The organism is Vibrio sp. 10N.222.49.C12, assembly GCF_041475025.1.
Taxonomy (GTDB): Bacteria; Pseudomonadota; Gammaproteobacteria; order Enterobacterales; family Vibrionaceae; genus Vibrio; species Vibrio crassostreae_C.
Genome location: NZ_JBFRVF010000098.1, coordinates 1 through 12293 on the forward strand (window position 1 = coordinate 1; position 12293 = coordinate 12293).

Sequence of the window (12293 nt, forward strand, 5' to 3'; positions counted from 1 at the left end):
AAGAGAAGCTGCTTAATAAGCAAGCAAATGATGACAACTACCTTGAAAAACACCGCTTTTTGTCGATTGCCTTTAAACGTATGCTTAGGAATAAGCGCACATGGGTCTTTACCCGCTTCAAAGTAAGATTTTTTCCAAGTTGCTAAAGTTCGCCAACTCGGGGGAATGAGTTGTAATTCCGATTCCACAAGAGTTAAGAGAGGGTTCAAGTTTTTCTCGGTCCATCCGCCTTTTAAACGCTTCTCTACGAACGCGATGATTTTGATACGACGGATAACTTCTTGCTGTACCTTCGGTGATTGAGAATCAATAGTTGAGGATATTTCAATAGGTTCATGAATTAGCTCTATTGGAAGCTGCTGAGACTCTCCCTCTGAAGCTTCAAATTCATCAAAGAACCCAAATATGTTGTTAGAGTCCGATGGCATAGTTAACACCAAACGTAGGTTTCGAGGCCAAAGCCAATATTGTTGAGGTCTGTTTTGATTTGCCCCGAAGAGATCCAAGGAAGAGTAGAGATAAGTGTGTCTTGCTCCGATAAACCGAAATACAAAGACACCTCTTGTAGCTGCACCATTTGTTTTCGTTGAATAAACGCCAATACTAGCTTTTGAAACTCAGTCACGGTTCGCAATCCGGAATAACGGTGTAGTAACTTAAAGTTATCTAACGTCGGTCCCATTCTAATTTGTTTCTCAGTAACCAAAACTAAGCGTCTGTTGAACTCATTCAACGCAACCCTTTGTTTCTCTTCAAATCTATTCCTGAAATCAGGTTTGAGAATCTGACTAGAGTGTTTTACTTCGAAGAGGGTTGACTGCTCGTTGTGATCTGTTACTAAAAAATCTGGGGTATATCGGCACTTACGATTATTGAATTGATAGTGGAAGCCAAAAGGTTGAGAGGTAAAACTTTTAATGTTTGCGTTATATTCGAGGTGAAAGCAGAAATCGAACTCCAAAATGGAGAGAGTGCGAACAACCGCATCATTCTTCAAGCTCATGAACTTACAGATGTTGTGTACGTGAGATGATTTCTTGGTTTGGTCGAACATAGCAAATCACTTTTGTTGTAAACCTACAACAAAAAATAGACTATGAAGACTTATGGTGCAAATATGAAGACTTATGATGCAGAAATGAAGAAAGCCTGCAATTTATGCGAACATATATTGCAGGCTTCATAAGGGGTGGGAACCCAGCCACATCCCGGCACACAAGTCACTCGCTGCGGCTGCTCCCTTCCAGGCCTGACCGAGTTCACGAGCTATTGTTGCGGGAGGACCAGGCCCCCATAGATTCGTTTTCTAAGAGGCTTGCCTCAAAGAGTGATTGGATTATTAAGCATCACAGCAACCATTGCAAGCCCTTCCACCCTATTTTTGAACAATTGCGGTCTAAGTGCTTATCCTTTATTCAAACCACTAGAAAATCGCAGGTAAATTCACCATTTACCTGCATTTGGAAGGTTTGGATTGCTGGAGTACTAGATATCGATGTCTTCGTTATCTTCTGTGCGAATGATGTAGTCTGTCATCCACGCGGTACCTAATAGACACAACCACACCACAAAGACTGGGCTTGGTACTTCGATGCTTGGAGTAATCACCAGAGCCGCAAAGCCGACCGTTGGCAGTGTCCAACATAATAGTTTATTCCAGCGGAAGGTTTTCAAGCGCGTCAGCGTTTCCATCGATGCCATGATGCCCGTTATACACAAGGCAACCAAAGCGGCATAAGGTAAATCGGCTATCCATAATGGAAGTATTAAGCCTAATGACCACCAGCTGTGTCGGCTGGCAGGCTTAAGATGATTTGCCGCCCACCAAATTACGATGATAGATAAGGTCTGAAGTGTGGTAACCCACGGGACGCCTTCAAGCTTGCCTGCTGATTGTGTCACCATGATCCCGACCTGCAAAGTAGTCACAATCAAGCCGGAAATAATCACGACCGACAAACTACTGCGTCTTGAAAAGACCACCATCAATAGCGGGAACAGTACCCACGCACTGACAGACAGCGTGATAGGCTGCAAAGGAAGGGTTAGACCATAAGTGGTCATGGCAGCAAGCAAAGCTAATCCTGCTATGCCTCCCTGCGGTAAAATCCATAAGGCAGGAATGACCATTGCAAGCACCGGGATATCTCCCTCACTTAAACTGATTGCTCTCGCGCAAACAACCGCTAATAATGTGGTGATCAAGAACTGAAACGTTGTAAATACCATAGCCCTCTCCTTCTACCGATCCGTGGTACCATACCAATCGTAGTAATTAACTGGTCACCCTAGCTTGTTAAAAAACTCGATAACCTCGTTAGATTTTTTGATTGTAGAATAACTACTTATCAAAACTTCTTATCAAAAAGAGCGGCCTTGCTCTCAAGCTTTTTCCCTGCGCTATTTTTGAACACTTACTTACTGTGATTGGTATTTATGAACTAGGAACATTTAGTATGGACCAATTTTTAAGCCAAATCTTTGCTGTGATTCACCAAATTCCATATGGGAAAGTAACAACTTATGGAGACATAGCACGTTTTTCAGGATTTCCGGGCTATGCGCGCCATGTTGGTAAAGCGCTGGGTAACCTGCCAGAAGGTAGCAAACTGCCTTGGTATCGAGTGATAAACAGCAAGGGTGAAATATCTTTAAAGGCTGATTCGTTCGACAGACAAAAGCAGCATTTGGTTAAAGAAGGGGTTGAGGTGAGTGATGCAGGAAAAGTTAAACTCAGAATATACAAATGGCAGCCCTAGAGCTGCCACTAATCGTCAATTCAACTGGCTAAGTTAAGCCAATCAAGATGTCTTAACAGTGGCATCGATTTCTGATTAACGAACACCAACCAAACGTAGGTCTGCTTGCTGTGTATTTTCTACATCAGTAATTACTGACTTAATCGTGTCCGTTATGAAACGCAGTTTACCGTCAACATGAATCGATGCGCGCATGTTGTAACGGTGGTTAGCTTTAATTTTGTCGTTGTCGTAGCTCAGCTCGAATGCGAACGGTACTTGCTTACCGTCTGTGGTGAACTCTTGAGTTGCGATAACCGTCGATGGTGCATCAGCCAGTGAGATATCTTCTAGCGTAACGGTAACCACTGCATTCTCTGGCAATGCAATTCTTTCACGGTAGCTTACTGTTCCTGAAATCACTTGAGTGTTCTCTGCAACCACTTCTTGAGAAGCGCTCGTTTCTGATGTTGCTTGGCAACCAACAAGTAGGCCAAACGATACTAAAGACGTAATAAGAATTAGAGCCTTTTTCATATTCAATTTCTCTCAACATGTTTGCCGGACTCGGCAAATCTACTCACCAATTATAAGAGAGCTTTCATATTCTGTCTTGAAACCCTATGATTTATTGACAGATATCTGACTAAGCTAAATGATTAACACCATAATCTGACACCCATTTTACGAAGAGGAATGCTGGCGATGAGTCAACCTTTACAAGAATTACTAAGTTTACTTCAGCTAGAAAAACTGGAAGAAGGTTTATTCCGTGGGCAAAGTGAGAACCTAGGCCTACCACAGGTATACGGCGGTCAGGTATTGGGACAAGCGCTTTCTGCTGCTCGTTATACCGTTCAAGACGACCGTAGTGTTCACTCGTTCCACAGTTATTTTCTGTTTCCCGGCGATCCTGAAAAACCAATCATTTACGATGTTGAGAACCTACGAGATGGACGCAGCTTTAGCACACGCCGTGTAAAAGCGATTCAAAATGGCCGCCCTATTTTCTATCTCACTGCTTCTTATCATGGCGATGCGCCAGGGTTTGAGCACCAGATTTCAATGCCTGATATTCCGGGACCAGAGAACTTTGCCTCAGAAACTGAATTAGCGAGCCACATTGCGGAATTCTTACCAGAGAAACTGCGCAAAACCTTCTGTGGCGAAAAGCCGATTGAGATGCGTCCGGTGACGGTGGTAAACCCACTGAAACCTAAGAAGACGGAAGCGAAACAATACCTTTGGGTAAGAGCGAATGGCGCGATGCCAGACAACCACTTGATCCACCAATACCTGCTTGCCTACGCATCGGATTGGGGATTCTTAGTGACGGCGCTTCACCCACATGAAGTCTCTATCATGACGCCAAATTTTCAAGTGGCGACGATTGACCACTCAATCTGGTTCCACCGCCCATTCAAAATGGACGAATGGCTGCTTTATGCGATTGAAAGCCCAACGGCAGCGAACACTCGCGGCCTAGTGCGCGGCGAGATCTTCAACCAGAAAGGTGAGCTGGTAGCGACAGCAGTACAAGAAGGTGTGATGCGTTTTACTAAATAGCACTCAAATAAATAGCGGATAAACGCTTCTTACAAGCCCCAAATACGCACAAACAAAAAGAGGCTAGGTTTAATACCTAGCCTCTTTCTTTAATGACGCCTAAGAAAACTCGTCACGCAAAAATCAATAAAACCTACTCAACTTCTAACGTTGGCTCAAACTCGCCTTGAACTCGCGTTTTAATGCCATCACCTGCGTCTCGTAGAAGGTTAAATGGCGATAACACTACGCCTTTCACCGCGCCCTCAGCGGCTCCCTGAGCGAGTTCCTTACTCTTATCAGCTAACAAATTAGCTTGTGCCAAAATACCTGGGACTTCCGCTCGTAGCATTTCAGATTCCGTGACGATGACAGGAATAGTCTGTTCGCGGTAAGACTTACTTTCAGCGAGCATTGGTGGCATTACGTCTACGCGGTATCTCTTTAATTCAGTTAATGTTGGTGGAATAACATCGGTTCTTACCTGCTCGACTTCCGTTCGAACATTTTTCACTTCATCTAATATCGCAGGGATTTTGTTGTCGACCGAGGCTACGGTTTGATTCACATCATCGATCGTCTTTCTAACTTCTTCGACAGTGTTTAACACCTGAGGAGCAAGATCGCTGACATGTTCTGCAAGCGCTAATAGCTCTTCTACTTTGAGCCCTTTGGTGAGGCCCGATATGTCTTCGATAACTTGCGGGTAAGTATCAACGATTTCACCGACTTTATTAGTCAATGAGTAGATGGTGTAACCCAAGTAAAAAATGGCGACCGCCAGTACCAGCTGGATAGCGGTAGATACTTTTGAAAACATGAATAATCCTTTTCTTTATCGCAGAGACGAGATCTAAACTGAGAAGATAGTTAAACTAAAGCGATAGTTAATCTATTACTAGGCGCAGCTTAAAGCGGCAATGCTGTCGTGTACTTCAATGGTTCCATCGCAAACGTCGAGGTCACATTAGAGATACCATCAATGCTATTCACCAAGCGCTTATAGAAATCATCAAAGCACTTCATGTCTTTAACCTGAACCTTCATCATATAATCATATTCGCCAGCCATGCGATAGAACTCCATCACTTCTGGAAATTCCGACACAGTATTCACAAAACGACCATACCACTCATGAGAATGATCACTGGTTTTCACCAATACGAACGCAGTAAAGGAAAGATCCAGTTTTTCCGGGTTCAGCAGTGCAACTCTTTTCTCAATAATGCCGTTCTCTTCGAGGCGCTTAAGCCTTTTCCAACAAGGCGTTGTAGTGAGATTGACCGCTTCAGAAATATCGTTCAATGACAGGGTGCTGTCTTCTTGCAGTAACCCTAATATTTTTTTATCTACGGCATCTATCACACTTTCACCAAATCGCATTTAAAGAGAATAATTTTCTACAATTTAAGCAAAACAAAGCAAATATGGCAAAGTTTTTCTCTCCGATTATAGATAAATTAGAACCATACCAATTACAAAGAATTCCTACACTCGATCAGGAGAACGTTTATGTGCACTGACCATCAATGGATTAACAACGCGATTCGTAAAATTGAAGCGGACTACCAACGCTCAGCGGATACGCACCTTATCAAGCTCGATCTACCAAGTATCGAAGGCATTGATGTTTACCTTAAAGATGAAAGCACACACCCTACAGGCTCTTTAAAGCACCGTTTAGCGCGTTCTCTCTTCTTATACGCTATCTGTAACGGTTGGGTTGGCCCAGAAACCACGATCATTGAATCTTCATCGGGCAGTACTGCGGTGTCTGAAGCTTACTTCGCTCGCCTACTTGGCCTTCCATTTATCGCGGTAATGCCAAAATGCACAGCGAAGAAAAAGATCGAGCAAATTGAATTCTACGGCGGCCAAGCGCATCTTGTGGACCGCTCAGATGAAATTTACGATGAGTCTCGCCGTTTAGCAGAAGAATTGAATGGTCACTACATGGATCAATTTACTTACGCTGAGCGCGCAACCGACTGGCGTGGTAACAACAACATCGCGAACTCGATTTTCAATCAAATGCAGATGGAAGATCACCCAGTTCCGGCTTGGGTAGTAATGAGCCCAGGTACTGGTGGTACTTCAGCGACGATTGGCCGTTTCATTCGCTACCAACAACATGAAACTAAGCTTTGTGTTGTCGACCCTGAGAACTCTGTATTCCACGAATACTTCCAAACAGGCAATGCGAACGTGAAAGGCAATACATTCAGCAAGATTGAAGGCATTGGTCGCCCACGAGCAGAACCAAGCTTCATTCCTGGTGTGGTTGACGAAATGCGTAAAATCCCAGACGCAGCAAGTATCGCAACGACACATTGGTTATCTGACATTCTTGGTCGCAAGGTCGGCGCATCAACCGGGACTAACATGTACGGTGTGCTTCAGTTAGCCAGTGAAATGAAAGCACGTGGCGAAAAAGGTTCTATCGTGACTTTGCTATGTGACAGCGGTGAGCGTTACCTAGATACTTACTTCAATGACGAGTGGGTAAATCTGAATATCGGTGACCTACAACCTTATGCAGCGAAGTTAGAAGCTTTCTCGCAAACGGGTGAGTTGGCTTAAGTTCAAAACCGATAGTTCGAAATAGAAAAGAGCCCTTGATGGGCTCTTTTTGTTTATTCATTCTATTAGTCAGCCACTAACGAGAACAAATTACTCTGGCTTCTGCTTCGCTTCAAATGCCGCGAGTTGTTCAGGCGTCGCTTTTGGTTGATGGTTTTGTTTCCACTCATCGTAAGTCATGCCGTATACACGCTCACGAGCGTCATCGATATCCAAGTCTAAGCCTTGTTGCTCTGCTTCCGCTTTGTACCATTTACTGAAACAGTTTCGGCAGAAGCCAGCCAAGATCATCAGATCGATGTTCTGCACATCTTTATTGTTATCTAGGTGTGCTAGCAGGCGACGAAAGGTTGCTGCATCCAGCTTATCTTGTTCTTCTTGAGAAAGATCTTTGTATTTAAATTCAGCCACTTTACTTTCCTTTATTCGATCTATTGTATTAATTCGTTGAGCTCTGTTTGTTATACAAAAAAAGCCTGCAATTCGCTAGGAGCAAACGCAGGCTTTTCAATATTGTTACACTATTCCGTGTTCATTAATCGTGCGTGTTCATTGGCCGTGCGTGTTCATTAACCGTGACTGCTTCTTCCCACGTTGTCATGGCTAAGCTCTTTATTAAGTTCCGCTTCCACGTGACCCGGAGAGCGTGTTGATCCTGAAATCAGTCGGTACATCGCAGGGATAACGAACAGAGTTACCAATGTCGCGAAGCCCATACCGAAGAAGATAACCGTACCCACAGCCACTCGGCTTTCATAGCCTGCGCCCGTTGAAGTAATCAATGGAATTGCACCAGCCAGCGTCGTGAATGCCGTCATCATGATTGGACGTAAGCGTCGAGCAGAAGCATCAATGATCGCCTTTTCAAACTCAATACCACGGTCACGAAGTTGGTTAGCAAACTCTACGATCAAGATACCGTTTTTGGTTACCATACCGATCAACATGATCATACCAATCTGGCTGTAGACGTTGAGCCCTTGACTCATCAGCACCAAGCCTAAGAAGCCACCGAAGATACCCATAGGTACGGTGAACATCACCACCAGCGGGTTAATGAAGCTTTCAAACTGCGCGGCCAGTACCAAGTATGCGACCAGCATCGCTAGCGCAAACACCACTAGGATACTTGATTGGTTCTCTTTAAAGTCTTTTGACTCGCCAGAGTAGCTCACTGAAATATCACCCGGTAGCTGTTCAATCGCTTGTTCATCAAGGAAATCGAGCGCGTCACCCAGCGTGTAACCTTCCATTAGGTTCGCTTTAATGGTCACCGATTTCTGCTTGTTGTAGTGCGACAAACGAATCGATGAAGCCACTTCTTCAATGTGCGTCAGCGTATCAAGTGTAACCAGCTCACCAGACTGAGTTCGCATGTAGATTTGGCTTAGATCGTTCGCGTTGTTGAAGCTGTTTTCATCACCACGCAGATACACGTCGTACTCTTCACCACGGTCAACGAAGGTCGTTTCACTGCGGCCGCCAAGCATGATTTCTAACGTATCTGAAATGTCTGAAACGCTAACACCTAGCTCTGCTGCACGCTGCTTATCTACGGTTACCAATAGCTCTGGTGTTTTCTCAGAGTAATCGATGTCCGCGCCTTCCATCATTGGAGAATCTTCAGCCGCTTGCTTTAAGAGCTCTGCCCACTTCTGAAGTTCAGAGTAATCAGAACCGCCAAGTACGAATTGAACAGGCTCACTTGAACCACCTTTGAAGCCCGGCATGAACGGGAATACACGCACATCTGGAATGCCGTTCAACGATTTACGAACTTCGTTCAACGCTTCTTGTGCGGTAACGTCACGCTCATCCCAGTCTTCTAGGATCATGATTACGAAGCCCGTTTGGTCACCCGCATTACCACCAAACGCTGGTGATTGAATACTGAATGACTTCAAGAAGCCCTGACCAAGCAATGGCATTAAGCGTTCTTCAACGATGTCCATGTTGGCAGACATACGGTTGTAACTGGTTGCATCGGCACCACGAACAAACGCAAATATAACACCACGGTCTTCTTGTGGCGTCAGTTGCGACGGCACTTGTTGCATCAAGCCATAACTACCGCCCATACACGCGATAATGATGATTGGAGCGGCCCAACGCCACTTAAGAGCACGGCGCAATACCGCGCGGTATCCAGACTCAAGCTTGCCAAATACGCGCTCGACAAACAAATTGAAACGGTTTGGTTTAACGTTCGCTTTAAGGATCTTACTGCCTAGCACTGGCGTTAGCGTTAATGCGACTAGCGACGAGAAGATCACCGACATCGCAAGCAATACAGAAAACTCGGTAAACAATAGGCCAACCATGCCGTCCATGAACGAGATTGGTAGGAATACCATTACCAATACAAGCGTTGTTGCGATTACCGCGAAGCCTACTTCACGAGTACCTTTATAGGCCGCAAGCAGAGGTGACTCACCACGTTCGATATGGTGGAAAATGTTCTCAACCACCACGATCGCATCATCTACCACCAAACCAATCGACAGGATAAGTGCCATCAGGGTAATCAGGTTGATGGAGAAACCGAAGTAGTACGCGGCAATAAACGACGAGATCAGAGATACAGGTACGGTTACCGCTGGAATAAGTGTTGCACGTGCTTGACCAATAAAGATGTAAAGCACAAGGATAACCAAGCCGCCCGTGATAAAGAGCGTGCTGTATACCTCTGAGATTGAACGGTCAATAAAGACTGTTGAGTCATAATCGACAGCTAAACGAGTACCGTCTGGCAAGAACTTTTGAATTGCTTCGACTTCTTTATGGACTAAGTCAGCCACCTCAAGTGGGTTCGCATCTGACTGAGGCACGATACCCATACTTACGTTAACAACGCCGTCACTCTTAAAGGTCGAGTTCTCGTTTTCTGCGCCAATGTAAACATCCGCTACGTCTTTCAAGTAGATAGGTGTGTTATCAGAGGCACGTTTAACGACTAGGTATTCGAAATCTTCAGCTTCAGTGTAAGAACGAGCAGTACGAACCGACATCACAATCGCATCGTTACGTACTTCACCACCCGGGCTTTCAATGTTCTCACTGTTCAACGCAGATGTGATGTCGGAGGTAGTAACACCACGACCCGCCATCTGCGCAGGTTTCAGCTTGACGTACATTACTTTGTACAAGCCACCTGAGATATCCACCGAGCTCACGCCAGAAATCAAACTAAAGCGGTCAATCAACACACGTTCGGTGTAGTCGGTTAACTGCGTTCGGTCCATCTCTGTCGAACTTAAGTTGATGTAGACCGAAGCTTCACCACTACCATTGTTCTTATAAACAATTGGGTCGTCGGCTTCATCGGGCAATGAACGCTGCGCACGAGCTACAGCATCACGAACATCACTCACACCGGTATTGAGGTCGTAACCAAGCTCAAAAGTAATCGTGATACGCGACATACCGTTACGCGTTGTGGATTCGATCTCATCGATACCACTGATGCCGGATAACTGGTCTTCAAGGTTGGAGGTTATTTGGCTTTCAATGATGGTGGCAGACGCACCCTCATAACGAGTACTGATCGATACTACCGGGCTTTCAATATCTGGCATCTCACGAACCGCGAGCTTATTGAAAGAGACAATACCAAACACAACCAATAGTAGGCTCAATACGACGGCCGCTACTGGTCTCTTTACAGAAACATCAGATAACAACATTAGTTAGCGCCTTCTTGTGCTTTTTTATCACTTGCTGCATCAGCTGGGCGATTAACGGCAAGCTCTTGAACCAAGACGCCGTCACGCATGTTCACGATACCTTGCACCACGATCTTCTGGCCAATTTCGATGCCTTTGTCGATCACGACTTCGTTATCGATACGTGCCCCAAGGAAAACTTCTGTACGAGTTGCTTTATTATCTTCGTCGATAACATAAACGAAACGCTTCGTACCTGAATACTCAAGCGCTTGAACTGGAATGATTGGCGCTTCCACTGGTGGGAAGTCCATATCCGCCGCCACTAACATACCTGGCTTTAGATAATCATTATTGTTGTCGAAGTGGATTCGAACTCGAAGGTTCAAGGTTTCAGCGTTAATACGAGAATCAATGCCTACTACAGTACCAGTGAACTGAGTGTCGCCCCATGCGCTAGTGCGAGCCGTTACTTTCATACCTTTAGACAGTTTAGAAAGGTAGCGCTCCGGGATCTGCAGATCTAATTGCATTACCGATAGGTCATCTAAGGTCACGAGTTCAGTACCTGCTGTCACCATTTTACCGCGGCTAAAGTCGATAAAACCAACAGTGCCCGAGAATGGCGCGCTGATGTGAAGATCTTTCAGATTGGCATTTGCAGCAGCTAAACGAGCGTTGGCAATCTCTACGTTCGTTTTCTGAGCGTCAATTTCAGTTTGCGTGATCGCGTTACGTTTCACTAGGCGTTGAAATTCCGCTAGCTTACGTTGCTCGTCTTTTAGATAAGCTTGCGCTTCTGCAACTGCCGCTTTTGCTTTGTCATCGTCGAGTTGAACCAACATCTGCCCTTTAGTGACATCTTGATTGGCTTTAATGTTGATAGAGTCCACTCTGCCAGCCACTTCAGAAGTGATCATTACCGATTGGTCGGCTTCTAGCTTACCGACCAACGAAAGAGATTGGCTAACTTGGTGAATATCAACCTGCTCAGTAACAACAGTGACAGTGCTTGGGCCCATACGTTTAGCGAGTACGGCTGGAGACGCCATAAGAATAGACAAGCTAAGCAGGGTTAAAACAGATTTACGCTTCATAATAATGGTCTGCAAGTAAGTTTATACCAATCACAGTGAGTAAGTGGTCAGAAATAGCGTAGGGAAAAGGCTTGAGAACAAGGCAGCTCTTTTCAACAGATAGTTTCGATAAGTAGTTATTCTACAATCAAAATATCTGACGCTGTTCTCGAGCATTTTAGCAAGCTAGAATGACAAGTTACTTACTACGATAGGTATTATTATCTATAAATGAAATTAACCGTATTCTATCAACTGATGAATGCTGTAACGTCAAGAAGTGTAAATCTAGATTAAATTCCATTTACGTTTCATCACGTTTTAGACACATTGAACACAATACAGAAAGCCTGTCACCTCAAGGTGTTACCTATCAGTACGTAAACCTTAGTACAGATGTTCACTTCGCGAGCAATATGCGTACTTTTCGCCATCTTTGCCCAAAAAGGCAGCATTTAACACAAAACCATAAGAAAAACCCTTTACAGGTTTAGCGTGTTTGCTATGATGCGCTCCGCACTTGAGAGATGCGTTGGGAAAAACATCTCTTTAGCCTATCCATTATGAGTTAGGAAAAAACACCCTGGAGGGGTTCCCGAGTGGCCAAAGGGAGCAGACTGTAAATCTGCCGGCACTGCCTTCGATGGTTCGAATCCGTCTCCCTCCACCATATTCTTCTTACCTCTTTTAAG

Annotated in this window: 11 protein-coding genes, 1 tRNA gene, 1 other RNA gene and 1 pseudogene; 4 read left to right on the forward strand and 10 right to left on the reverse strand. The window is 44.8% G+C overall.

The features are described from left to right. The 4 genes and pseudogenes from AB4583_RS20485 to AB4583_RS20500 all read right to left on the reverse strand — a co-directional run. Positions 1 to 428 (reverse strand): annotated as a pseudogene (locus AB4583_RS20485) (hypothetical protein); the annotation flags it as partial. 2 nt (positions 429 to 430) lie between these two features. Beyond that, positions 431 to 1054, reverse strand: coding sequence for a TnsA endonuclease N-terminal domain-containing protein (locus AB4583_RS20490; protein ID WP_017631046.1), 624 nt, complete (start codon positions 1052 to 1054; stop codon positions 431 to 433). Positions 1055 to 1192: 138 nt separating this feature from the next. Continuing rightward, positions 1193 to 1289, reverse strand: an RNA gene (gene ffs, locus AB4583_RS20495) — signal recognition particle sRNA small type. A 196-nt stretch (positions 1290 to 1485) separates the two neighbouring features. Continuing rightward, a complete protein-coding gene (locus AB4583_RS20500) occupies positions 1486 to 2229 on the reverse strand; it encodes a hypothetical protein (RefSeq protein ID WP_017071711.1) in 744 nt (247 codons plus the stop codon). A gap of 227 nt (positions 2230 to 2456) precedes the next feature. Between AB4583_RS20500 and AB4583_RS20505 the strand changes: the two genes are divergently transcribed. Next, on the forward strand, positions 2457 to 2759 hold the full coding sequence (locus tag AB4583_RS20505; protein WP_017058952.1) for an MGMT family protein: 303 nt from the start codon (positions 2457 to 2459) through the stop codon (positions 2757 to 2759). 75 nt (positions 2760 to 2834) lie between these two features. On the opposite strand, the gene AB4583_RS20510 is transcribed toward AB4583_RS20505, so the two are convergent. Further along, on the reverse strand, positions 2835 to 3275 hold the full coding sequence (locus AB4583_RS20510; RefSeq protein ID WP_017058951.1) for a YbaY family lipoprotein: 441 nt from the start codon (positions 3273 to 3275) through the stop codon (positions 2835 to 2837). A 168-nt stretch (positions 3276 to 3443) separates the two neighbouring features. On the opposite strand from AB4583_RS20510, the gene tesB reads away from it, so the two are divergent. Then, on the forward strand, positions 3444 to 4304 hold the full coding sequence (gene tesB, locus AB4583_RS20515) for an acyl-CoA thioesterase II (protein WP_029235187.1): 861 nt from the start codon (positions 3444 to 3446) through the stop codon (positions 4302 to 4304). Between the two features lie 133 nt (positions 4305 to 4437). Here the strand turns inward: tesB and AB4583_RS20520 are convergent, their stop codons facing one another. Beyond that, positions 4438 to 5103 carry a hypothetical protein gene (locus AB4583_RS20520; RefSeq protein ID WP_372119160.1) on the reverse strand — a complete coding sequence of 222 codons (666 nt, stop codon included), beginning with the start codon at positions 5101 to 5103 and terminating at the stop codon, positions 4438 to 4440. An 89-nt stretch (positions 5104 to 5192) separates the two neighbouring features. After that, positions 5193 to 5666: an Lrp/AsnC family transcriptional regulator gene (locus AB4583_RS20525; protein ID WP_017062025.1), complete on the reverse strand. Its 474-nt coding sequence runs from the start codon at positions 5664 to 5666 to the stop codon at positions 5193 to 5195. A gap of 129 nt (positions 5667 to 5795) precedes the next feature. On the opposite strand from AB4583_RS20525, the gene AB4583_RS20530 reads away from it, so the two are divergent. After that, entirely contained in the window at positions 5796 to 6863 is a 1068-nt protein-coding gene (locus tag AB4583_RS20530; RefSeq protein WP_372119163.1) for a PLP-dependent cysteine synthase family protein, read from the forward strand. Between the two features lie 90 nt (positions 6864 to 6953). Here the strand turns inward: AB4583_RS20530 and AB4583_RS20535 are convergent, their stop codons facing one another. The 3 genes from AB4583_RS20535 to AB4583_RS20545 all read right to left on the reverse strand — a co-directional run bounded on the left by AB4583_RS20535 (position 6954) and on the right by AB4583_RS20545 (position 11622). Continuing rightward, positions 6954 to 7274 carry a DUF1244 domain-containing protein gene (locus tag AB4583_RS20535; protein ID WP_004736423.1) on the reverse strand — a complete coding sequence of 107 codons (321 nt, stop codon included), beginning with the start codon at positions 7272 to 7274 and terminating at the stop codon, positions 6954 to 6956. Between the two features lie 158 nt (positions 7275 to 7432). Then, positions 7433 to 10546: a vibriobactin export RND transporter permease subunit VexH gene (gene vexH, locus AB4583_RS20540; RefSeq protein ID WP_372119166.1), complete on the reverse strand. Its 3114-nt coding sequence runs from the start codon at positions 10544 to 10546 to the stop codon at positions 7433 to 7435. Beyond that, entirely contained in the window at positions 10546 to 11622 is a 1077-nt protein-coding gene (locus AB4583_RS20545) for an efflux RND transporter periplasmic adaptor subunit (protein WP_017070261.1), read from the reverse strand. The genes vexH and AB4583_RS20545 overlap by 1 nt, the downstream gene beginning before the upstream one ends. 564 nt (positions 11623 to 12186) lie before the next feature. Between AB4583_RS20545 and AB4583_RS20550 the strand changes: the two genes are divergently transcribed. Continuing rightward, a tRNA-Tyr gene (locus AB4583_RS20550) sits at positions 12187 to 12271 on the forward strand. Positions 12272 to 12293 lie beyond the last annotated feature (22 nt).